The organism is Methanobrevibacter sp., assembly GCF_051877095.1.
Lineage (GTDB): Archaea > Methanobacteriota > Methanobacteria > Methanobacteriales > Methanobacteriaceae > Methanocatella.
In genome coordinates this window covers 78594-100477 of the sequence record NZ_JBJEIO010000012.1, presented here as the reverse complement: position 1 = coordinate 100477, position 21884 = coordinate 78594, and the positions used below count along the sequence as shown (strand labels likewise).

The 21884-nt window shown below is 28.5% G+C and carries 26 protein-coding genes and 1 pseudogene; 13 read left to right on the top strand and 14 right to left on the bottom strand.

The genetic code is table 11. The annotated features are described in order from the left end of the window. Window positions 1–28 precede the first annotated feature (28 nt). The 5 genes from ACI389_RS07510 to ACI389_RS07490 form a co-directional block, all read right to left on the bottom strand. Complete coding sequence (locus tag ACI389_RS07510) at window positions 29–655, bottom strand: DUF447 domain-containing protein (protein ID WP_439780913.1); 627 nt, start codon at window positions 653–655, stop codon at window positions 29–31. Further along, window positions 652–804: a hypothetical protein gene (locus tag ACI389_RS07505; RefSeq protein WP_439780912.1), complete on the bottom strand. Its 153-nt coding sequence runs from the start codon at window positions 802–804 to the stop codon at window positions 652–654. The genes ACI389_RS07510 and ACI389_RS07505 overlap by 4 nt, the downstream gene beginning before the upstream one ends. Continuing rightward, window positions 804–1025, bottom strand: coding sequence for a hypothetical protein (locus ACI389_RS07500; RefSeq protein ID WP_439780911.1), 222 nt, complete (start codon window positions 1023–1025; stop codon window positions 804–806). Before ACI389_RS07500 ends, ACI389_RS07505 begins: the two co-directional genes overlap by 1 nt. 85 nt (window positions 1026–1110) lie before the next feature. Further along, complete coding sequence (locus ACI389_RS07495; RefSeq protein ID WP_439780910.1) at window positions 1111–2082, bottom strand: ABC transporter substrate-binding protein; 972 nt, start codon at window positions 2080–2082, stop codon at window positions 1111–1113. Between the two features lie 344 nt (window positions 2083–2426). Continuing rightward, complete coding sequence (locus ACI389_RS07490; protein WP_439780909.1) at window positions 2427–3449, bottom strand: adenylosuccinate synthetase; 1023 nt, start codon at window positions 3447–3449, stop codon at window positions 2427–2429. Window positions 3450–3605: 156 nt separating this feature from the next. Here ACI389_RS07490 and ACI389_RS07485 point away from each other — a divergent pair, with 156 nt between their 5' ends. The 5 genes from ACI389_RS07485 to ACI389_RS07465 all read left to right on the top strand — a co-directional run bounded on the left by ACI389_RS07485 (window position 3606) and on the right by ACI389_RS07465 (window position 8429). Continuing rightward, window positions 3606–3857: a hypothetical protein gene (locus ACI389_RS07485; protein WP_439780908.1), complete on the top strand. Its 252-nt coding sequence runs from the start codon at window positions 3606–3608 to the stop codon at window positions 3855–3857. 131 nt (window positions 3858–3988) lie between these two features. After that, a complete protein-coding gene (locus ACI389_RS07480) occupies window positions 3989–4762 on the top strand; it encodes a hypothetical protein (RefSeq protein ID WP_439780907.1) in 774 nt (257 codons plus the stop codon). Between the two features lie 206 nt (window positions 4763–4968). Continuing rightward, window positions 4969–5946 (top strand): hypothetical protein, encoded by a 978-nt coding sequence (locus ACI389_RS07475; protein WP_439780906.1) that lies wholly within the window; start codon window positions 4969–4971, stop codon window positions 5944–5946. Window positions 5947–6111: 165 nt separating this feature from the next. Continuing rightward, window positions 6112–7656: a phenylalanine--tRNA ligase subunit alpha gene (gene pheS / locus ACI389_RS07470; protein WP_439780905.1), complete on the top strand. Its 1545-nt coding sequence runs from the start codon at window positions 6112–6114 to the stop codon at window positions 7654–7656. Beyond that, window positions 7656–8429: an exodeoxyribonuclease III gene (locus ACI389_RS07465; protein ID WP_439780904.1), complete on the top strand. Its 774-nt coding sequence runs from the start codon at window positions 7656–7658 to the stop codon at window positions 8427–8429. Before pheS ends, ACI389_RS07465 begins: the two co-directional genes overlap by 1 nt. A gap of 18 nt (window positions 8430–8447) precedes the next feature. On the opposite strand, the gene ACI389_RS07460 is transcribed toward ACI389_RS07465, so the two are convergent. Together ACI389_RS07460 and ACI389_RS07455 are read right to left on the bottom strand one after the other, a co-directional pair. Continuing rightward, complete coding sequence (locus ACI389_RS07460; RefSeq protein ID WP_439780903.1) at window positions 8448–9140, bottom strand: TIGR02253 family HAD-type hydrolase; 693 nt, start codon at window positions 9138–9140, stop codon at window positions 8448–8450. A gap of 38 nt (window positions 9141–9178) precedes the next feature. Continuing rightward, on the bottom strand, window positions 9179–9862 hold the full coding sequence (locus tag ACI389_RS07455) for a DNA polymerase domain-containing protein (protein WP_439780902.1): 684 nt from the start codon (window positions 9860–9862) through the stop codon (window positions 9179–9181). A gap of 192 nt (window positions 9863–10054) precedes the next feature. Between ACI389_RS07455 and ACI389_RS07450 the strand changes: the two genes are divergently transcribed. The 6 genes from ACI389_RS07450 to ACI389_RS07425 all read left to right on the top strand — a co-directional run bounded on the left by ACI389_RS07450 (window position 10055) and on the right by ACI389_RS07425 (window position 13086). Next, window positions 10055–10399, top strand: a complete 345-nt coding sequence (locus ACI389_RS07450; protein ID WP_439780901.1) for a hypothetical protein — start codon at window positions 10055–10057, stop codon at window positions 10397–10399. A 68-nt stretch (window positions 10400–10467) separates the two neighbouring features. Then, on the top strand, window positions 10468–10746 hold the full coding sequence (locus tag ACI389_RS07445) for a hypothetical protein (protein ID WP_439780900.1): 279 nt from the start codon (window positions 10468–10470) through the stop codon (window positions 10744–10746). A 15-nt stretch (window positions 10747–10761) separates the two neighbouring features. Then, entirely contained in the window at window positions 10762–10992 is a 231-nt protein-coding gene (locus tag ACI389_RS07440; RefSeq protein WP_439780899.1) for a hypothetical protein, read from the top strand. Window positions 10993–11183: 191 nt separating this feature from the next. Then, entirely contained in the window at window positions 11184–11558 is a 375-nt protein-coding gene (locus ACI389_RS07435; RefSeq protein WP_432644766.1) for a 30S ribosomal protein S8e, read from the top strand. 106 nt (window positions 11559–11664) lie between these two features. Then, window positions 11665–12687 (top strand): hydrogenase expression/formation protein HypE, encoded by a 1023-nt coding sequence (gene hypE, locus ACI389_RS07430; protein ID WP_439780898.1) that lies wholly within the window; start codon window positions 11665–11667, stop codon window positions 12685–12687. A gap of 9 nt (window positions 12688–12696) precedes the next feature. Continuing rightward, window positions 12697–13086, top strand: coding sequence for an RDD family protein (locus tag ACI389_RS07425; protein WP_439780897.1), 390 nt, complete (start codon window positions 12697–12699; stop codon window positions 13084–13086). A gap of 9 nt (window positions 13087–13095) precedes the next feature. On the opposite strand, the pseudogene cas4 reads toward ACI389_RS07425, so the two are convergent. Next, window positions 13096–13802 (bottom strand): annotated as a pseudogene (gene cas4 / locus ACI389_RS07420) (CRISPR-associated protein Cas4). A 60-nt stretch (window positions 13803–13862) separates the two neighbouring features. On the opposite strand from cas4, the gene ACI389_RS07415 reads away from it, so the two are divergent. Both ACI389_RS07415 and ACI389_RS07410 read left to right on the top strand, forming a co-directional pair. Beyond that, window positions 13863–14723, top strand: coding sequence for an SPL family radical SAM protein (locus ACI389_RS07415; protein ID WP_439780896.1), 861 nt, complete (start codon window positions 13863–13865; stop codon window positions 14721–14723). 27 nt (window positions 14724–14750) lie between these two features. Further along, window positions 14751–16034, top strand: a complete 1284-nt coding sequence (locus ACI389_RS07410) for a DEAD/DEAH box helicase (protein ID WP_439780895.1) — start codon at window positions 14751–14753, stop codon at window positions 16032–16034. On the opposite strand, the gene ACI389_RS07405 is transcribed toward ACI389_RS07410, so the two are convergent. From ACI389_RS07405 to ACI389_RS07380, 6 genes are all read right to left on the bottom strand, one after another. Beyond that, window positions 16035–16838 carry a DUF7839 domain-containing protein gene (locus ACI389_RS07405; protein WP_439780922.1) on the bottom strand — a complete coding sequence of 268 codons (804 nt, stop codon included), beginning with the start codon at window positions 16836–16838 and terminating at the stop codon, window positions 16035–16037. A gap of 235 nt (window positions 16839–17073) precedes the next feature. Beyond that, the gene (gene recJ, locus ACI389_RS07400; RefSeq protein ID WP_439780894.1) at window positions 17074–18480 is read right to left on the bottom strand and encodes a single-stranded-DNA-specific exonuclease RecJ; all 1407 of its coding nucleotides are present in this window, start codon (window positions 18478–18480) and stop codon (window positions 17074–17076) included. 5 nt (window positions 18481–18485) lie between these two features. Next, window positions 18486–18755 carry a signal recognition particle subunit SRP19/SEC65 family protein gene (locus ACI389_RS07395; RefSeq protein ID WP_439780893.1) on the bottom strand — a complete coding sequence of 90 codons (270 nt, stop codon included), beginning with the start codon at window positions 18753–18755 and terminating at the stop codon, window positions 18486–18488. Window positions 18756–18764: 9 nt separating this feature from the next. Continuing rightward, window positions 18765–19859 (bottom strand): UDP-galactopyranose mutase, encoded by a 1095-nt coding sequence (glf, locus tag ACI389_RS07390; RefSeq protein WP_439780892.1) that lies wholly within the window; start codon window positions 19857–19859, stop codon window positions 18765–18767. A gap of 4 nt (window positions 19860–19863) precedes the next feature. Continuing rightward, a complete protein-coding gene (locus ACI389_RS07385) occupies window positions 19864–20967 on the bottom strand; it encodes a glycosyltransferase (protein ID WP_439780891.1) in 1104 nt (367 codons plus the stop codon). Then, window positions 20960–21730, bottom strand: a complete 771-nt coding sequence (locus ACI389_RS07380; RefSeq protein ID WP_439780890.1) for a uroporphyrinogen-III synthase — start codon at window positions 21728–21730, stop codon at window positions 20960–20962. The genes ACI389_RS07385 and ACI389_RS07380 overlap by 8 nt, the downstream gene beginning before the upstream one ends. Window positions 21731–21884: the final 154 nt, after the last annotated feature.

Below are 21884 nucleotides of genomic sequence, written 5' to 3'. Positions count from 1 at the left end.
ATTAACTTTTTTTTATTTTTTTAAAAAATTAGTATTTATCATATTCAGATTTTAATTTATTCATTGCTTTTTTAGTTCTTTCATCTGAAACTTTATTTATAACTCTTTGGTTTTCAATTAACCTATCTATATACTCTTTTCTTTTTTCATCATCTACAATTTTATACCTTGAAAAGTTAACTAATATCTCAATTAATGATGAGAGTCCTCTGTTAAATGCAGTTGCTCTTTTATCATTAACAACTAATTCTCTGATTTTTCCATATATTAAATAGATATTATTATCTCCTTTAATGGGGAAATTTTCCGGTGTTTTAATTTCAATATTTTCAACATCAACAATAATGTAAGCTGGAGTATTTTTAATGATTGCTATTGAGTCATCCTCAGTATAATATTCATCGCCTAAGCATTTTAATGTAGCATATGTGAAAACTAGTGGATCTTGTGTAATGTTAACTACATATTCACGAGTATCTAAAATATTCTTTAAGGTTTTTGATCCTTCAAATATATTACAATAAACTTTATCTTCACCTAAATATTTAAATGCAAAAGCACCAGCATTTTTCACACCCTCTTTATCAATAGTTGTTGTAATACATTCATATTGTAAATTTGTTTCGATTCCTATTTTTAATAAATCATATTTCATTTAAATGCACCCCTTTTTTCAAAATAATCATTTTCTTTTTTAGTTAATTTTACAAAAATATCTGATAAACTAATTAATACAAGTTTAAGATTTTCATCATCTGTTTTTTCTATTGTCTCATCAATATTTCGAATATATTCTGGAAACATCACATCCCATTTTCAAAAAATGGATCATACTCATTAATATTAATTTCATATTGTGATAAATCATTTAAGATACTTTCATATAATCGGTTTAAATCATTAAAGCAATCTTCAATATCTGGAATTATATTAGTTACTATATCATTATTTTCAATTTTTTGAAAAATAGAATTTAAACGAATCATAGATATGGTATATAATTCTAAATCAATTTCACCATCCATAATATCACCAATATGGTTATTATTATGAATTTAATATTTTATTAAAGTTTTTAAAAAAAAGAAAATTAAAAGCATAGTTAATTAACTATGCTTCCCAGTAAATTTTATCTTGAGGAATAGTATTATTTAAAAGTCCAATATCTGCTTCAAGTGCTTGGAATTCATCTACATCTGATTTGAAATCATCATCAATACCAGATATGAATGGGAAACTACCTAAAGAATCAGCTTCTAAACCAGCATCAGAAACAATATCTTTTGGTAATAGTTTTACTATATCATCAACTTTACCTGCTTTGATATTATCATTTATGAATTTAGTTGCATTTTCATGAACTTTTACAATAGTTTTTGCTTGGTCTTCATGGTTTTTGATGAAATCATCAGAAGCAGCAACCACACAACATGGGTGGTCTGGTAATATTTCAGAGGAATTTTCTAATACATGAGCATTACTTTGATTTGCAGCAATGGACACATAAGGTTGATAAGTAACAATACCATCAATTTGACCAGTTTTTAAAGCATCATTCATAGAAGGCACTTTCATTGCAGATATGTTTAAATCATCAACTGTTAAATCATTTTGATTTAAATAATAAACAAGTAAAGCATGTTGAATAGAAGCTTCTCCAGGAGTTGCAATACTTTTTCCTTTTAAATCTGTAGGAGATTTAATTCCAGAATCATCAGTAACAACAATGCCTGAACCTTCAGTTTGAGCAGATGAAATAACTTTTACAGGAACATTTTTTTCAATTGAAGATAAAATCGGAGTAATTCCCGCATAACCAACATCAACCTCTCCACTAGCCATAGCAGTCATTAAATCTCCACCATTATTAAATTGAACAAGTTCCACAGTAATGTTATTATCCTCATACATGCCTTTAGCATCAGCAACAAATAATGCTGCATCGTGATCAGAAGGCAAGTAACCTATTTTTACAGTATCATCTCCTCCACCTAAAAAGTCGAAAAGACCAGCACTAACTGAACCAATAGCTAAACATGCAGCAAGTGCTAACACTAAAATAAATGTAATCTTTTTATTCATTTTTTATCACCATGTATTTAATTTAATATTAACTACATTATTTAATATTTAAAACATAATTATAAATACATTGCTTTTAAACAAATAATAGTTCCCTAATAATTATACTATATAAAATAATCAAATAAATAAATTAAATTAGAGAAAGTAGCTATTTATACAATATACTAATCTCAAAATTAAAATTCATTTAACTTTTCTTTTTTCTTAACATAGTTACTTAAGAAAAATTAAAAAAAATAATTAATGTTGGATTAGATCCTTTTAAAATAATAATAATTCTAAAAATTACAAACCAATTAAATGAATAACTTTAATTTTTATTAAAAAAAATAAAAAAGAAGTTATAATAACTCTTTTCTTAAATCAATTGTATCTTTCAAATCTGGTCCAGTGGAAATAATAGTTACTGGCACTCCAGTTGCAGATTGAATATCTTCAATGAAAGATTTAGTTTCAGCAGATAACTCACTATAATCTTGAGTTCTTGCACAATCAGGATATAATTTATCAACACAAGTTAAAGCAATTTGAGTTGCACCATTAATTCTACAAGATTCTTTTGCAAGATCCATATCAAAGTATCCTATTCTTCTACGACGTCCAGTTACAACACCATATTCTTCCCATCCATGACGTTCCGCTTCTTCTTGAGTCATTTCAGTTGGAAATGGTCCTTCACCAACACGAGAAATATAAGATTTAAATACATTAATAACTTCATCTATTTTAGTTGGTCCAACACCAACATCTGCAGCAAATGTAGATGCAGTAGTGTCTTTACTAGTTACATATGGATAAGTTCCATAATAAAGAGATAATGCAAAACCTTGGGATCCTTCAATAAATACATCTTTGCCATCATCAATAGCTTCATTACATTCTAAAGAAACATCAGTTATATACTCTTCAAGCTCAGGAATATCACGAGCTAAATCAATTGTTCTTAATACTCTATCAGAATTTGCAGGTCCACAACCAGACCCAGTACTTCCAATCTTTTCAGCTAAGTGTTTAGAAGATTTATCTCTTTCCATGTGTTCTTTACTAATGATAGCACATCTAGGATCAACACACATCCTCTCTTTTACATTATACTTCTTTAAATCATCAAATTCTTTAAATAAAACATCTGGATTTACTAAAACTCCAGCTCCAATCATAAGTTTAGCACCAGTATGTACAAAACCAGACGGTGTTAATCTTAAACCATATTTTTCACCATTGAATTCAACAGAATGGCCTGCATTTGGCCCAACTCCTGCACGAGCAATAATATCTGGTTTATCATTGTTACAAAGGTAAGTAATACATTTTCCTTTACCTTCATCACCCCATGCACCACCAACTAAAATATTACAAGTCATATAATAACTCCTTAAAAAAATTAATATTTGAAAATCTTCATGAAAATCTTCATAACAATAATATTATATATTTCATGATTAAAAAGCTTTTCCAATAATATAAATATCATGTTAAATAAAAATTCTATTATATTTAATAAATTCAAGGTAATTCGAATGCATATTGAAAAACAATATAGAGAATTAGAACAGATTGAAGAAGTTCGAGTTTATAATATAAACATTGTTAATGGATATTCTGGTTCTTTAGGTGGTGCAATTTATAACCAGGGTAATGTTAATATTTCCAATTCCACTTTTAAAAATTGTTATTCAAATGATGGGGGGGAATTTATAATAATCATGGTAATATTGATATTTTTAATTCTGAATTTAAAGAGTGCCATGCAGATAGATATGCTGGTGTAATCTATAATAGGGGACATCTTAATATTTTTGATTCTAAGTTTGTAGGTTGTTATGCTAATAATTATGCAGGTGTAATTTATAATCAACAAAATACTTTTAATTGTTATAATTCCAGTTTTATAAATAATAACGTGCGAGTACTTGGTGGAGTAGTCTTTAATTATCTTGGAGATTGTAATTTTGACAATGCTGAATTTATTAATAATTCTGCAGTTTATGGGACAATTTATGATTGGTCTGGAAGAACCAATATTAATAATACTAAATTTATTAATAATACTGCAATAAGAGGTACTGCACTTTACGCCTGGGAGAATTCTAAATGTGTAATTATTAATTCAACATTCAAAAATAATTTTGCTTCTGATGCTGGAGGAGTAATATATTCTCATAATAGAAATAAATTAGATTTAATTAATTCTGCAGTGAATATTGATATTTATAATTCTACTTTTGTAGAGAATATTGCTGGTAATTATGCTGGAGCAATTTTAAGTGCATTTACTAAAGTTAATATTCAAAATACAACTTTTGTAAACAATACTTCAAATGGTCATGGTGGAACACTTTATAATTGTGAAGGTATGTTTATAATATCTGATTCTGACTTTTTAGGAAACTATGCAAACGAAAGTGGTGGAATTATATTTAGTAATAATGGAGTTAATGTAATTTCAAACTCAAATTTTATTAATAATAGTGCAAGGTATTGTGGTGGTGTAATTAATGGTGACTTAAATTCAACTATTAAAAATTCCAATTTTATTAACAATTCCGCAGCATATGGAGGTTGTATAATGGATGAAATAGCTGATATTGAAAATTGCGTTTTCATCAATAATTCTGCTGCTGAAAGTGGAGCTATAGAATCCGGTCATTTAAATCTCATTAATTCAACTTTTTAAAATAATAATGCAAAAGGTGTTGGTATAGTTGCTGTTGAAAATGCTAACATTATGAACTCTACTTTTGCAAACAATCATGCATTGAAGAACACAATAGTATATTCAGTAAATAATTTAAATCTAAAAAATAATATTAACCTTTCAGATAGTCAAATATTCATAGAGAAAATTTAATAAGAGTCAATGTTACACAAGATTTGTCAAATATGATTTTTACTACTGAAGATGGTTTTATTGGTTTATGTATTCAGTTAGGGATGATGAATTCAACTAGTGTTTTTATAACAAACAACACTGATTTAGTTATTGATACAGATGGAAATAATGTTTTTGATTATTTAAAAATTTTGATTTATTTAAACTGTACCAAACAAATAAATATAGATTTAAAAGATTTCCAGAGTTATGTCCATAGGTTTACAAATAATGTAACTTACGGAAATGTATCTGAAGATGTGATAAATAAGATTATTGGATTATATGATTCTGGTTTCAGAGTTCCTAGTCATAATGCTACATATATACTTGAGAATAAAACCCAAGCTACAATTAATTTCTATGTTGGGGCAGCTGCAGCTGTTCAAAATCTATTCATGTTTAAAATAGACTATTTAGGTAATGATTATAATTATACTGTCGATAAAATAACCAATGATTGGAATGTGACTATTGGTGATGAAGTAGAATTTATTATAACAATAAAGAATACTGGTGACACAATTCTAAACAATATTCGTGTTAATGAGAATTATCCAGATAATTTAATCTTCAAAAGTTTTGAAGGTGAACACTGGATTCGTGAAAATAATACATTCATTTACCAACAACAATTAAGAATAAATAAAACAATAATCTTAAAAATCATTTTTGAAGCAGTGAAACCTGGAAATGCTACTAACATGGTTATTGTTTCAACTGATGAAGTAGGAGACAAAAATGCTAGTGCTAATATCAAAATATTGGATAAAAATGAAACTCCAGTAACTCCTGTAGATCCTGTAAATCCAGTAACACCGGGTAATGATACAAATCGGAGTGATAATGATAATACTGGTGTAGATGCCTTAAATAGTGACAATAATAAAAGTGAATTAATCACTAGTAGTCCTAAAACAGGTAATCCATTATTATTAATGATGTTATGTTTATTAGCTTTAATTTTCCCAATTAAACGTAAAAAATAAATTCAACTAATTCAGGTAATGTATAAAATCATTACCTTTTCTTTTTTTTTTAAAAAATTTCATATATAAAAAAATAAAAAATTTTTATAGATAAAAGGGCAATTTTTATATTATTTAATCTATATAAATTATTATATTATTAATCTATAATTTTATGGTGTTTAAATGAGTGAGCATATTAAAAAAACCATTAATGAATTACATATTTACGAAAAGAAACTTTTAAAAGAATTAGAAGCAAATGTAAATGCAACTCCTGAAGAAATAGCTGAAAAAACTGGTATGGATATTAAATCAGTTATGAGTGCAGCTGGATCTCTTGCTTCAAAGGAGATTATTGAAGTGGAAAAAGATGTTGAGGAAGAAATCTCTTTATCTGATGTAGGATTAGAATTTGCTAAAAATAAACTTCCAGAACGTAGAATTCTTGATGTTTTAACTGAAAAAAAAGAAATACACATGAAAGATTTAGCTAGTGTTTCTGGTCTTGATAAAAAAGAATCTAATATTGCAATTGGTTGGTTACGACGTAAAAATTGGGCTCAAATTGACAAAGGTGTTGTTAAAGTAACTGATGGTGGTATTGCATTTAAAGATAAATTAGGTGATGATGAAGAATTGATTAATGTTTTAATCGAAACTAAAAATGTCATTAAGGAAAAATTAACTGGCGATTTAATTGATGGATTTAAGAAATTAAATGACAGAAAAAACATTTTAAATATTAAAAAGAATACTTCACATTCTTTTAAGGTTTTGGATAAAGGTCAAAAAATACTTAAACAAGGTTTTACCATTCAAGAACAAGCTACTCAATTAACACACCAACAATTAAAAGATGGTGAATGGAAAAACCTAAAATATCGTCCTTATGATATTAATGCTGAAGCTCCTATTGTTTTTACAGGTAAAAAACATCCATTAAGAGTTATTATTGATGAAATTAGGGAAATTTTCTTGAATATGGGATTCTCTGAAGATAAAGGAGAATATGTTGAATCAGCATTTTGGAACTTTGATTCTCTTTTCCAACCACAAGATCATGCAGCTCGTGAAATGCAAGATACTTTCTATTTGAAAAATCCATTGACTTGTGATTTACCTGATATGGATTTAGTAAAGTTCACAGCTGAAACTCATGAAAATGGTGCAGATACAGGTTCAATTGGTTGGCAATATGATTGGAGTGATGATATCGCACGTCAAAGTGTTTTAAGAACTCATACAACTGGAATATCTACAAAACATTTATTTGAACATGAACCCCCAATCAAAATGTTTTCTGTTGGAAGAGTATTTAGAAGAGAAACTTTTGATTATAAACATTTGCCTGAATTCCACCAAGTCGAAGGGCTTGTATGTGGTGAAGGAATTAGTTTCCAAAATCTCCTTGGAACTTTAAAAGAATTTTATAAAAAATTAGGTTTTGAAGTAAGATTTAGGCCAGCTTACTTCCCTTATACTTATTTATCTACTGAATCTGAGATTTATCTTGAAGAAAAAGAAAGTTGGATTGAGCTTGGAGGAGCTGGAATGTTTAGACCTGAAGTTTTAAAGCCTCTAGGAATTAATCAACCTGCTTTAGCATTCGGTTTAGGTATTGAAAGACTTGCAATGATTAGATATGATGTAGAAGATATCCGTATGCTTTATAAAAGTGATATTAAATGGCTTCGTGAATTACCTATTGATAAGGGAATTGAATTATAATGTCAATTAAATTAGTTTCTTGGAATGTTAATGGAATTAGAGCAGTCTCTAAAAAAGAGGAATTTTGGGATTGGTTTGATAATACTAATGCAGATATTATTAATTTTCAAGAAGTAAGGTCTACACAGGAACAAATTCCCAAAAAATTAAGTAATATTGAAGGATTTCACCAATCATTTAATGAAGCTGAAAAGAAAGGATATAGTGGTGTTGCAACTTATTCTAAAATTAAACCCCTTGATGTTGTTAAAGGATTAGGTGTTAAAGAACTTGATAGTGAAGGAAGAGTCTTAAGAATGGAATATTCTGACTTTTTCTTATATAACATTTATTTCCCAAATAGTGGTATGGGAGCTAAAAGGCTGGATTTTAAAGTTGATTTTTGTAATACATTACTCAATCAAATTGTTGATTTAAAAAATGATGGTAAAAATGTTATTATTACTGGAGATTATAACATTGCTCACAACCCAATTGATGTTTACAATCCTAAAAATTGTGAAGGAAAATCTGGATATTTGCCTGAAGAACGTAGGTGGTTAGACGAACTTGAAAAAGCAGGTTTTGTTGATACATTTAGAATGTTTAATGAAGGTGAAAATAATTTTACTTGGTGGAGTTATAGAACACGTGCTCGTGAGAGAAATGCTGGTTGGAGACTTGATTATTTCTATGTAAATGAAGAAATAAAAGATAATGTAAAGTCAGCTAAAATTTTAAGTGATGTTTTTGGCTCAGATCATTGCCCTGTAACTTTAGAACTTAATTTTTAAAAAATTATTGGTTGGTGATTATAATATTGTATCTACATCACCAATATCATCAATAATTGTAATGTTTAATTTATTTTTTTTGATAAATTTTCTATCGTCTTCTGTAACTTCAGCATTTACAAGAATAGCACTCATTCCAACATTAACTGCACCTAATGCATCTTCTTTTAATTTATTACCAATCATGACAGATTTTTCAGGATTTCCGTTCATTTTTCTAAGTGCAACATTATATATTAATTCATCTGGTTTTTCTTTACCTACTTCTTCGGAGGTAATTACTGCATCGAAAAATGAATAGACATTAAGTCTAACAAGTTTTTCCCATTGTTTGATGGATATGCCATTTGAAATAACTGCTAGGCGATATCCTCTACTTTTAAGATAAATTAGTGTGTTGATGGTTTCTGCAAAAGGTCTCAAAAGTGCCATTTTAACGTTGTGGTAGGTAACCATTCCCAGTGCTATAAGCATTGGATCTTCATGTCCTAAAACAACTTGGGTTAATATATTAAAATGACGAGGATAGTTAGATCCTTTTTCACGGATAATTGTTTTTAGAACACCATATGCTTCATCTTTATCTAATGGTAATCCATTATCTACCATCAATCCAATAGCTGCTTTTCTAGCTGTTTCAGCAAAGTTTGAAGTGTCGAGTAATGTTCCATCTATATCAAAAAAAACTACGCGATCATTATTATTAGTCATATGATGTTTATTATAATCTTATGATTATTTAAATTTTTTTAGAAGAATGCATCTAAACTTTGTTGGATTTCACCCTTTGCCATATCTTCTAAATCACTTTTTGTATATCCAAAAGAATACATGATTCTCTCAATAGCTGGAATTAGTTGATTATTAATATAATAATTCTTGTCATATTGATAACCTTCACTATATTCATAAGGAATAGCACGTTGACTAATTGAACCTTTTCCCTTAACGATTATATACTGTATAATGGTTCCACTAGACACTTTAATTCCATGTTCTTCAATTTTCCTTGCAGCTATTACATGGGGTCCAACTTGCTTATATTTGTCAAGAGGTTTGGTGATTTGTGTATGGATAATCATTTCTTTTTTATCCACTTCACCTTTTCTAATCTTTTTTAGAACTTTTTTAACTTCATTGATTGCTTTATCAGCATCTCCTTCCTTTAAAATAGCCATTAAAACAGCTTCTTGAGTTTTCTTAACGATAGGTGCCCAGTCTCTTCTAACTAATTCTAATCCTTTAGCTATGATTTCTCCATTTTCAATTACAGCATATCTTTTTTTACTTACAAAAAATCCTCTTCTATAAAATCCTTCGTATTCGAGCTCCATGCTTTCTGGAAGAGTTGAATTAAGATATTTTAAGAATATTTGAGCTTGGGTCTTGATTTCTTCTTCAAGTTCTAATTGTTCTTTTGTTTCATTAACCAATTATGACACCTATTTTAAAATTTGATGTAGCTTATTAATAATACTTTTCTAGTACAATTTTTTAAAATCATGTTTGTTTTATTTACTTAAAATAGTATTATTCATGTTAAAAATACTTTAAATTACTTTTCAAATGCTATTAGGCGTATTTTATATCTTTTAATCAATAATATATCTGTGAGGTCTGGTATAATGAAGAAAAGATTAATTTCAAGCTATGATGAGATAAATGACATTTTTGTCGGGAAAATTGATGGTGAAAGTGGTTTTTGTAGAGACTTTGGTATTTCAGATGGAGTATTTATTGGAATAAACAAGAATAACTTCCCAAATTCAGTATACATATGTGATGCATCTCGTGTACTGAATGTTTCAAAACAAACTTTAGAAAATTCAAATGTTAAAATCAACATTAAATGTAATTCTATATGCTTGTATTTTACAATGTTTATTGAAAATCTGCGTATCTGTTCTCTTAAATGTAAAAATATATTTGATATTCCAATTGTTGACTTTAAAATGGATAGTAACTTTTAAAGTTGCTATCTATTAAATTTTAAATATTACTAAATAAATATAATATTTATACTAATGGAGATGATGTCGTGAATAATCCGAAAATAAATGTTAACTCTGGGGATGAAATTGTGATTGTTATTCCTGAAGGTGTTGGCGAAGACGAGTTAGTAATTGATTTAGAAGAGTTAGGCATAGATCTTGAGCAATTAGGTGAGGATGTCAATATTGTAATTAAAGTTGAAGGTGCTGATGAGTTAGGAGAGGATTTCATCGACGATGAGGAGTATATATTAGAGCCGAATGAATGGTATTTTGATGATGATCCTTATGGTATTGTATATTATGAGTTTCCAGAAGAGGATTAATTAGTAGGTGAAATTATGGATTATGAAGTTCCATATTATGTTTTAGATGAAGATGGAAAAGTAAATTCAAGTAATGAACCTTATATTGCTGATGATGATTTAAAAGAATTATTATTATCTATTTTGGGTGATGAAGTTTCTGAAGAAGAAATTCAAAAAATTTTAGATGCCTCAGCTAATGAAGAGTTAACTGAAGAAGAATTTGATAAATTAGTTGATGAATTTATTTTGAAAAATAAAGAGTAAAATTACTATTTTTAATCTTAAAAATAAAACATTTATATATAATGATAAAGTAATATTTTATTATCATTATTCAATAAGGCTCTTTTTTGCTCTCAAAGTTAGCTTATTATTAATCTTGCAAATAAGTTAATAGAAAAGAGGTTTATTGGCAGCGATTATTATTTATATAATTATATTTATTAGGTGAAATAATGGCAATTTCTCAAGGAAAATCAACAAGGAGTCCTTCAGGTGCAAGAAATGTTGCAAACCGTGGAAAAAGGAAATCTGAATTAGGAAGAGACCCAGCAGAAACTAGATTAGATGAAAAAAAATTAAGAAAAATTAGAACCCGTGGTGGAAATGAAAAACTTAGGTTAGCTACTGGTAATAAAATCAACGTTACTGATGCTGATGGTAAAACCAAAGTTTTAGATATTCTTAATGTAGTGGAAAACTCTGCAAACCCTAACTACGTAAGAAGGAACATTATTACCAAAGGTGCAATTGTAGAAACCGCTGAAGGTAATGCTAAAGTAACATCCAGACCAGGTCAAGATGGTGTTATTAACGGAATTTTAATTTAAAGATTTTTTCTTTAATTTTTCTCTTTTTTTTTACTTTTTTTGATTATATTAATATACTTGTTTTTACAAATGTTATTTCATTAATTATTTTTAATTAGGAGATAAAATGTCACAAGATAAAATTAATATGAATCATGGTGCTGGCGGAGAAGTAATGGCTAATTTAATAGCTAGCACAATTTTAGATAATATCACTAAAAAAAGTGTTAATGGTGGTATTAGTTTAGATGCATTAGATGATGGTGCATCAATACCAATTGGAGATGATTATGAACTTGTTTTAACAACTGACGGTCATACTATTGATCCATTATTCTTCCCTGGAGGAGATATTGGTAGGATTTCAGCTGCAGGAACAATTAACGATGTTTCAGTAATGGGTGCTCGTCCGTTAGCTATTTCAAATGCGATAATTATGCAAGAAGGATTCCCAATTGAAGATTTAGATAAGATTATTAAATCATTAAATGAAGCTTGTGAAGAAGTAGATGTTGCTGTAATTACTGGTGATACTAAAGTAATGCCTCAAGACAAACTTGATGGTATTGTAATGGTTACAACTGGTCTTGGAATAGCTAAAAAAGGTGAAGTTATTCGTGATTCAACTTTAGAAGTTGGGGATAAGATTATTATAACTGGTAGTTTAGGTGATCATGGAATGAGTTTAATGTCTTTTAGGGAAGGTTTTGGATTTGAAACTGACTTAAAATCTGATGTTGCTCCAATGTGGAATATCATCAAAAAAGCTTTGGATGTTGGAGGAGTTACTGCTATGAAAGATCCAACTCGCGGAGGTTTTGCAAATGCTATTAATGAAATGGCCTCAAAATCTGGTGTGGGTGTTGTTCTTGAACAAGAATCAATCCCAATTAAAGAAGAAGTTCATGCTGTATCTGAAATGTTAGGTATTGATCCATTTGAAGTAGCAAATGAAGGAAAAGTTGTTATGGGTGTTAAAGCCGATAAGGCAGAGGAAATCCTTGAAGCTATTAAAAGTGAAAAATATGGTGAAAATGCAGCTATAATTGGTGAAGTTATCGAGGGAGATTATGTTGTAATTAATACTCCTATTGGTGGTGAAAGAATACTTGAAGCACCGATTGCTGATCCAGTTCCTAGAGTCTGTTAAGGTGATAAAATGATGAGTGTATTTTTAAAAAGAGTTATTGCATATTTTATGGATTTCTTTGTAGTTTCAGCATTTATGTGGATTGTATCTTATTTATTATCATTAGTATTAAGTGTTAATAATCCAATATATCATTATTTCATATATGTGGTTCCAGTTTTAATTATGGTTTACTTTGTAGTATGTGAGAAGTTTGCTGGTTCTAGTGTTGGTAAATCATTAATGTATTTACAAGTAATATCTCAAAATGGTGCACCTATCTCTTGGAGTCAAGCTATTGTACGTAATCTAACTAAAATTTATTGGATTCCAATAATTTTTGACTGGGCTATTGGTAAAATTTTAAAAGAAGATAGATTCTTTAATGTTATTTCAAAAACTGTTGTTATTGGAGCTTAAATAAGCCCACTAATTATTTTTTTTATTTAAATTTGGTGAGTATTTACAATCATGTTTGAACCTGCAAGCATGGCATTTTCTAGGATTTTTTGTTGGTATAAATGGTTTTGTCCCATCAAATAAACCATGGATTCTATTGATTGTGAATTTGATTTCTTTTTCAATATCTGGAGTAAATATTTCAATCCAAAAGAGATTATTTGTTCCTCGTTCTCTTAGTGCTGATTTGATAGTTATTTCATCACCTGTCATATCTTTATATGCAAGGCAATATGCTCTTACTTGATTCATTGTTGAGTTGTAAGGTGTTCTTCCGGGTTTGTCATCAATTATAATAATTTCATTAGGTTTCATCCAGATTTCATCTATGAATCCTCGGATTCCATAGGTGGGAGATACTACAAAGCATTCTCTTGACATTGATTCTTCTGTTTTAGATGTTTCAACGGCTTCTTCAAATGTTGTGGGTAAGGCTTCTTTTTTGAATATATCTTCAAGTTGCTTGTGAATTGCACTTCCATGTGTCATTTCTGGTGTTGGTGGAGTTTTTATATTTTTTATGTGCTCGAGATATAGCTGATATTCACAATATCTTGCTTATTTAACCAACTAATTGGGAAATTATTCTTACCTTTGATTATTTGAAGTCCTTTTATGTTAGGATGGTCTTTAATTTCATATTCCTTTGAATATTCAATAATGTTTTTTTCTATCATATTTTATTATATTTTTTTTTGAAGTATAATTATTTATCTTTCAAAATCAAAATTATATTCATGCATTATACTACTGTAAAAAGCATACTGTCACCAAAAAATAGGATGAATATTTATAGAGGGTGTAGTCATGGTTGTATATACTGTGATTCTCGTAGTGATATTTATAATATGAATCATGACTTTGAGGATATTGAGGTTAAGGAAAATGCATTGCTATTACTAAAAAAAGAACTTATCAAAAGGAAAAAAGCTATGATTGGAACAGGAGCAATGAATGATCCATATATTCCTCTTGAAAAAAATCTTAGATATATTAGAAAATCCTTGGAATTAATTTATAGGTATGGATTTGGTTTTTCATGTATTACTAAATCTGATTTGATTTTAAGAGATTTGGATTTACTTAAGAAGATTAATGAAAAGTCAAAGGTAGTCATTCAGATGACTTTGACAACTGCAGATGATGAATTGTGCAAAATATTAGAACCGAATGTCTGCACTACATCTAAAAGAGTAGATGTCTTAAAAAGATTTCAAGATGAAGGTATTCAAACTGTTGTTTGGTTATGTCCAATATTACCTTATATTAATGATACCTATGATAATATTGATTCCATTTTAGATTCATGTATTGATGTAGGGGTTTCTGGAATATTATGTTATGGTATGGGTTTGACTTTAAGAGAGGGGGACCGTGAATATTATTATAAAAAGTTAGACCAACATTTTCCCGGTCTTAAAGAGAAATATATTCGAGAATTTGGAGATAGTTATTCTCTTCCAAGTCCAAATAATAAGGAATTGATGGGTCATTTTTTAAATAAAACTAAAAAACATGGGATTTTGAATGATACTCGGGAAATATTTGAATTCTTATCTGATTTTCCACAAAAATCTGTTCAATCTAGATTAATATAAATAGTTATTTCACTAAATATTAATGTAATGAATTTTAATGAATTAAATATTTCTGATAAAATTAAAAAATCAATGAATGAAATGGGATTTGCTAAACCAACACCCATTCAAGAAAAATCTATTCCTGTAACATTAAAAGGCTGTGATGTAATAGGTCAAGCTCAAACAGGGTCTGGTAAAACAGTTGCATTTGCAATACCAATCATTGAAAAGATTTTTATTGAAGATAAGTCCCCTCAAGCTATTGTTTTATGTCCAACAAGAGAATTATGTATGCAAGTGGCAAATGAGATTTCAAAAGTTGCATCTAATTTTAAGAAACTTAAAATCTTATCTGTTTATGGTGGTCAACCAATTGGAAAACAATCAAGAGTATTGAAAAAAGGGGTTCATATTGTCGTTGGAACTCCTGGTCGTGTAATTGACCATATTAAGAGAGGTAATCTTGATTTAAATGGTATTGAGAGTGTTGTTTTAGATGAAGCTGATGAAATGTTGAACATGGGTTTTATAGATGATATGGAATTTATCTTAAAAAACACTCCTAAAAACAGACAAACATTGTTATTTTCAGCTACAATACCTAATGAAATAAAAAAAATAGCTAAAAAATATCAAAATGATCCCAAATTTATCAAAGTTAAAGCAAATAAGAAAAATACTCCTAAAATAACTCAATATTCTTTTAAATGCAATGCAAAATATAAATTTGATGACATGACAAGGTTAATTGATGTATATGATGTTGAACTTGCATTGATATTCTGTAATACTAAAAAAAGTGTTGATTATGTTGCAAAGCACTTAATAAAAAGAGGATATTCTGTTGATAGTCTTCATGGGGATATGACTCAGAAAATGAGAGATAAAGTAATGAACAAGTTTAGAAATGGTAATATTAATATTTTAGTTGCAACTGATGTAGCAGCACGAGGATTGGATGTTGACAATTTAGATGTTATAATAAACTATGATGTTCCACAGAATCCTGAAAATTATATTCATAGAATTGGAAGGACTGCAAGAGCAGGTAAGCTTGGTTATGCTTTTACTTTAGTATGTAGAGATGAAACTAGAAGATTTACAGCTATTAAAAAGGCAAATAATACTAAAATCACAGAAAAGAAAATTCCATCATATAAAGATGTTGAAAATATCAAAAATAAACTAATTTTAAATAAAGTTATAAATATTATTGAACGTGGACAAGTGGATGATTACTATATTGATTCAATAAAAGATAATACAAATAAAAAAATAAACGCACAGCTATTGGCTGCGGGTTTATTGAAGATGATAAGGGAAGATTAGTTACTTTTTACCATCAATAATATTATATTTTATTTTTTCAGATTCAAGTTCACGGGTAAATGCTTTGCTCATGTCACCGACACAAATGGCAAGGACATTTAATCCTTTACGTGCAGCATTTGCTGTAGCATAAGGTGCAGCATATTCTATATCAAGTGGTAAATTTAGTTTATTAATAATTGCACGTGCAACAGTACCTGAACATGCAACTTTATCGATTGATTTACCACTATTTGTTCCATTTTCATAAACTCTTTTAATTAACTCTAAGTTAGAAGCATTAGATCCTCCATCATTTATGGTTGGAACATTAATGATTGTTACATCACCAATACTTACATCGATAATTCCTGTAAGGTTTGATAATGATACATCCATTCCTTTTTCAGTATCATTTATGACAATTCCTGTTGCATTTTCTTCTTTTTTATGAGCATATAATATGCCATTTTCCATAAAAAGACCCACCATATCATCTTTTTTAAGATCTTCTTTTGCAATAGCTGGCCAAATAGTTTTAAAATGATTCATAGTTTCTAAAACTGAGTCAGAATATTTTCTAAGACTAATTGCATCCTTTTTAACTCTTTCAATACCTTTTTGAGTTATTTTGTAAGGAGATCTACCATCTTTAGAAGTAATATATTCTTCTTCTATTAATGTTTTAATATTCTCGGAAACTGCTTGAATTGTGATTCCTAATGTATTAGCTAAATCTTTTTGTTTGAGGTGAGGGTCTTGTTTTGAGATTTCACTTAAAATCTGAAAATGAGTTAATGCACCTCTTTTTTTAAATGCTTTCATCATACTTCACTCCTCAATTAAAATTGATTAATTTATATATTTAATTTTATATTATTTATATTATCTTTTCTTTAATTATTTTGAGGAATTTTAAAAATTTGTTTATTATTAATTAAGTGAGGTGATAATTGGATTTATTGAATCAAAAACATTTTAGTAGTATACTTTTTTTGATTCATTGGATATTGTTTTCAGTGATTATTAATAAATGTATTATATTTAATTTTTTCTTAGTTTATTTTGTTAATTTTCCATCTAATTTATGATTGAATTCTTCTAAAAATTTTTCTTTTTTATCAATTGGAATATATGCTCCACAAGCCATTGAATGACCTCCACCAGTTCCTCCAACTGTACCTGCGACTTCACGGATAATATTTCCAAAGTGAATTCCATCATAGGAAAGTAATCTAGAACATCTAAGTGATACTTTAAGACCGTCACTTTCTGTTTGTGTAAATCCTATAATTGGTTTTTTCCAATTACAGTATCCTAAAATCATTCCAGTAATTGTTCCAACAATTTCAGGAGCAATCCCTGTTCCATCAAAGTACTGTAAATTTTCAAGTTCGATGATGTTTGTTTCATCACTTTCTGCAACACTACTGATTCCTTTGGCAAGATTAGTTCTATGAATTTTACTTACTGCTTCAAGTTCGTCAAGTGCAACAAACCTATCTCCTTTTAAAACTTCCATAGCTATTTTTTCTTCATGATTTCTTCCACATGCGTTCATTGCTGTTGAAAATTCAGATCCATCTCTTAAAATACTATCCTCTTCCTCTTTTAAGAAAGTATATGAATCACCTAATATTAACTGAGGCAAATATTGGATATATTTTGGTGGAACTGCTTTTGTAAGCATTGACATTAAATATTGGAAAAGTTTACCTTTCTCTTCATTTGTTAATTCATTTAAAGTTTTCCTATTATGCTTTTCATCAATACCTAACTCTTCTAGAATAGCCATGGTTTCATTAGTGTTGTTGGTGATTGGAAGTTTAACATCACTAAAATAAGAAAGAGCGACAAATAGTGGGCGTGTATTTCTCCCATAAATATTAATGTCATTTTTCACCAATTCAAGGTATCCTCCGTCAATTGCATCTTGTTGAATAATTTCATTTAATCCTTCAAAATGACCTGTCTTTGTGTTTTGCATATCTCCAATTGCTGATAGAACACCAATCCAACTCAAATCATTATATCCAAATTCTTTTGCAAGAAAATAGCATAATCCTCCACCGCAAACATAGTATGATCCATCAATGCTATGGTGGTGTGGGTTAATTTCTAAATAAGTATATTCCTTATCATTTTTGTAATTTAAGTCTCTTAATGGAGGATGGTGATCTAATATGAGTATTTTTTGATTTTTTTTGGCTTTTGTATCTATTTTTTGCCCAGACCCTAAATCAGAGAAGATTGTAAGTTCATGTGTAAGTTCAATATCATCTAAGACATCTAAATTTACAAATTCGATTTCATGTTCTTTATTTTGTCTATCTAGTATGGTTGATAAGATTGCACCGGAACATATACCATCACAATCAATGTGTGAATAAACTTTAATATCGGAGGTATTTTCGATAAGTTCTTTTGCTTGACAGTATTGCTCGTGCATTAATTGAGGTATTTGCATTGTAATCAATTTCTCATTTCTTTAATTTTTAAACTAATTTCTCTTATTAATTCTAATTTGGTTTTATCCCATTCAACGAGAGCTCTTCCAGATTTTTCATACCATTTTCCAGGAAATGATTTATTTTTTTCAAGTTCATATTTAAGTCCTAATCTTTTTAGAGCTCTTTCTATGTCGTTTATGGTTGGATCTTTCACTGCATCTTTTAAACTAATTTTCCGACCTTCACCAAGGGTCAAATTTTTATTTAAATATTGTGGCCAAACAGTAATCATATTTAACACCTATTTAATCTCTTTTTCAAAAATTTCTAATGCATCTTTAACAACTAAATCCATATTATAATATTTGTATTTAGCAAGTCTACCTGCAAAGATTACATTTTCTTCTTTTTCCATTTCTGCTTCATATAATTTGAATTTATCTAAATATTCTTGGGTGGGGTATGGATAACATTTTTCACCATTGAATCCAGGATATTCTTTCATAATAGCAGTTTTTCCATCAACTTTTTGTTGAGTTAATTTTTTAAATTCAGTTATTCTTGTAAAATATGGGTGATTTGGATAATTAACAACACCAACTTCTTGATATGAATCTTCATCTAAAATTTCATATACAAAGTTTAAGCATCTGTATAATAATTCTCCATATTTGTAATCGTAAAAGTAATCAATTGGACCTGTGTAGATTAATTTTTCGTAATTAATTTCATCGATATAATCTTTATAGTCTGAGTTAAGTTTAATGTGAATGTTATCGGACTTTACCATGTTTTCACACATTTTAGTAAATCCTTCTTCGGGCATTCCTTGATAAGTATCGCTAAAGTATCTATCATCATGATTAAATCTAAATGGAATTCTTGAAATTACTGTTGGGCTTAAATTAGCTGCTGATGTTCCCCACTGTTTTTCAGTATAGTTCTTGAATAATTTATTGTAGATATCACGACCAACGTTCTTCAGAACAACATCTTCAGAGGACTTTATCTCGTCAATATCTTCTTTGTGTTCATCAATCCATTCTTTCATTGAATTTTCGTCTAAATCCAAATTATATAACTTATTTAATGTATCTATGCAGATTGGCATTGGGACGAGTTTATCATTAACGTAGCTTAAAACTCTGTGTACATAATTGGTCCATTTTGTAAATTTGGATAAGTATTTGTGAACTTTTTCATCACTAGTATGATAAATGTGAGGGCCGTATTTTTGAATTAGGATGTTTTCTTTATAGAAATCGTAAACATTACCTCCAATGTGGTTACGTTTTTCAATGATTAATACTTTTTCATCTAGTTCATTTGCAATCCTCTCAGCAATTGTCAAACCTGAAAGTCCAGCACCTACAATTACATATTTATAATTTAGCATTATTTTACTCCTTTTGAATTTGAATTTTAGATTCAATTGCTTTTGAAATTGAACTTAGTAATAGTTTAGTTTTAAAATCAGTATTGTGAATACTTTTAAGTTTATTTACTTTACTGAGTAATAATTTATTTTCTTCTTTTGTAAATGAAGAGTTTTTCCATGAATTAGTCCAGTGGAGTAAATGTGGATTTAATGATACAGTTTGAACTTCTTTTGAAAATTCTTCAGTGCATTGTCTACAGTAAATGTATGATTCCATTAATTCATCTAGCAGTCTAAAATTGACATTATTAGTAATTGATTTATCGTCTGGTAAATCTCTAATGTAGTAATCATAACACATGAAATTATTCAAAAATATGATTCCTTTTGCTTTTAATAGAGCTTCTAGTGAAAATGCCATGTCATCTCCTGAAACAAATGGTTTGAATCTTAAATTATTGTCCATGATTAATTCTCGTTTATAAATTTTACTCCAGACAGCAGGGGCCATTTTTAATAAGTCAGGTTCCTGTTCGATATTATCAATGTTTATTGTGTCAATTTGAGTATCTCTTGGGTAAGTCACTTCTAATGTTTTACCATAAAGGAATCTTTCAACAAAATTATCCCAAATGAAATCAGGGATATCTAAGAAGTTTGCGGTTTCAAAATGTTCATTAGGGTATGTTGTTTCTAAACTGTCTAGATAAGGTGAAAATGATTTTTGAACTTTATTTCCATATTCAAATATTCTTCTAAAACGAGCAAATGCAACATCTGCATTGTTTTGTTTAGCTGCATAGTATAATTTTTCACATGCAGATGGTGTGTATCTGTCATCAGGATCTAAAAACATTATATAATCTCCAGTACAAGCATCAATACCAGTATTACGTGGTGTATATGCTGCACCACTATTTTTTTCATGATGAATTGCAATACAACAATCATATTTTTCAGCATATTCATCTATAATTTTATCAGATCCATCAGTTGAACAGTCATTAACCATGATAATTTCTAAATTTTCATTTCCTATAGTTTGATTAATAAGTGAGTCAATTCCACCTCTTAAGTGGTCACCAACATTAAAAATTGGTAAAATAATACTTATTTTATCATCCATTTAACTCTCTCCATTTTTTAAATAATAATTCCATCATATCGGGAATTGTGTAAGTATCAGGGTAAATGTAGGTAATATTATATTTTTCCAAAACTTTTGCTGTAATGGGGCCAATGCAAACAGTCAATAAATTATTAGATAATAATTTAGCTATTTTTTCTTTATCTTCAACTATTTTAAAGAAATTTTCAACAGTTAATGGGCTTGTAAATGTAATAGCATCAATTTCTTTTTTTTCAATTTTAGAAATCAATTCTTTAACTGCAACTTTATCCATTGGGAATAATGATTTATATGCTTCAGCTAAAATGACTTTATTTCCTAGTTTTTCTAATTCTTCTGGTAAAATTGGTCTTGCAGAAGCAGTTCTTGGAATTCCAATTGTTTTATTTGTAATTCCACGTTTTTTAAACTCTTCAATTAAACCTTCAGCAGTAAATTCTTTTGGAATTAAATCAACTTTTAAACCATTTTCTTCAGCAAGTTTACCTGTTTTATTTCCAATAACTGCTAATTTGCATGTTAAACTTTTTAAAAAATCAGGATAAAATTTATTTAGTGAAATAATGGTTGTAGGAGATGTGAATATGATCCAATCAAGTTCATTTTTTCTTTTTACTAAATCTTTTAAAGATTTACTATTTACAGGTTTTAAATCAAGTGTTGGTGCTAAAATAGCTTCTCCACCTAATTTTTCTACAATATCACAAGCCTTTTTTGCCCTATCTTTAGGTCTTGTTATTGCGACAACTGGTTTTGACATTTTATATTACCTTCATTAATTTATAATGTTATATATTTTGTTTTAATTCGTTTATATTATTTGCTAATTTGTAATTATATTAAGATTTATGGATTGAATTTTCTATTTATAACTAAATATTCTTAATTTTGGCAAGTATTAATTTTTTATATTA

Excerpts from the sequence above, each read along its gene's own strand:
- ACI389_RS07510 (WP_439780913.1), bottom strand. The coding sequence starts at position 655 with ATGAAATATGATTTATTAAAAATAGGAATCGAAACAAATTTACAATAT.
- ACI389_RS07505 (WP_439780912.1), bottom strand. The coding sequence starts at position 804 with ATGTTTCCAGAATATATTCGAAATATTGATGAGACAATAGAAAAAACA.
- ACI389_RS07500 (WP_439780911.1), bottom strand. The coding sequence starts at position 1,025 with ATGGATGGTGAAATTGATTTAGAATTATATACCATATCTATGATTCGT.
- ACI389_RS07495 (WP_439780910.1), bottom strand. The coding sequence starts at position 2,082 with ATGAATAAAAAGATTACATTTATTTTAGTGTTAGCACTTGCTGCATGT.
- ACI389_RS07490 (WP_439780909.1), bottom strand. The coding sequence starts at position 3,449 with ATGACTTGTAATATTTTAGTTGGTGGTGCATGGGGTGATGAAGGTAAA.
- ACI389_RS07485 (WP_439780908.1), top strand. The coding sequence starts at position 3,606 with ATGCATATTGAAAAACAATATAGAGAATTAGAACAGATTGAAGAAGTT.
- ACI389_RS07475 (WP_439780906.1), top strand. The coding sequence starts at position 4,969 with ATGATTTTTACTACTGAAGATGGTTTTATTGGTTTATGTATTCAGTTA.
- pheS (WP_439780905.1), top strand. The coding sequence starts at position 6,112 with ATGAGTGAGCATATTAAAAAAACCATTAATGAATTACATATTTACGAA.
- ACI389_RS07465 (WP_439780904.1), top strand. The coding sequence starts at position 7,656 with ATGTCAATTAAATTAGTTTCTTGGAATGTTAATGGAATTAGAGCAGTC.
- ACI389_RS07460 (WP_439780903.1), bottom strand. The coding sequence starts at position 9,140 with ATGACTAATAATAATGATCGCGTAGTTTTTTTTGATATAGATGGAACA.
- ACI389_RS07450 (WP_439780901.1), top strand. The coding sequence starts at position 10,055 with ATGAAGAAAAGATTAATTTCAAGCTATGATGAGATAAATGACATTTTT.
- ACI389_RS07440 (WP_439780899.1), top strand. The coding sequence starts at position 10,762 with ATGGATTATGAAGTTCCATATTATGTTTTAGATGAAGATGGAAAAGTA.
- ACI389_RS07435 (WP_432644766.1), top strand. The coding sequence starts at position 11,184 with ATGGCAATTTCTCAAGGAAAATCAACAAGGAGTCCTTCAGGTGCAAGA.
- hypE (WP_439780898.1), top strand. The coding sequence starts at position 11,665 with ATGTCACAAGATAAAATTAATATGAATCATGGTGCTGGCGGAGAAGTA.
- ACI389_RS07425 (WP_439780897.1), top strand. The coding sequence starts at position 12,697 with ATGATGAGTGTATTTTTAAAAAGAGTTATTGCATATTTTATGGATTTC.
- ACI389_RS07415 (WP_439780896.1), top strand. The coding sequence starts at position 13,863 with ATGCATTATACTACTGTAAAAAGCATACTGTCACCAAAAAATAGGATG.
- ACI389_RS07410 (WP_439780895.1), top strand. The coding sequence starts at position 14,751 with ATGAATTTTAATGAATTAAATATTTCTGATAAAATTAAAAAATCAATG.
- ACI389_RS07405 (WP_439780922.1), bottom strand. The coding sequence starts at position 16,838 with ATGAAAGCATTTAAAAAAAGAGGTGCATTAACTCATTTTCAGATTTTA.
- recJ (WP_439780894.1), bottom strand. The coding sequence starts at position 18,480 with ATGCAAATACCTCAATTAATGCACGAGCAATACTGTCAAGCAAAAGAA.
- ACI389_RS07395 (WP_439780893.1), bottom strand. The coding sequence starts at position 18,755 with ATGATTACTGTTTGGCCACAATATTTAAATAAAAATTTGACCCTTGGT.
- glf (WP_439780892.1), bottom strand. The coding sequence starts at position 19,859 with ATGCTAAATTATAAATATGTAATTGTAGGTGCTGGACTTTCAGGTTTG.
- ACI389_RS07385 (WP_439780891.1), bottom strand. The coding sequence starts at position 20,967 with ATGGATGATAAAATAAGTATTATTTTACCAATTTTTAATGTTGGTGAC.
- ACI389_RS07380 (WP_439780890.1), bottom strand. The coding sequence starts at position 21,730 with ATGTCAAAACCAGTTGTCGCAATAACAAGACCTAAAGATAGGGCAAAA.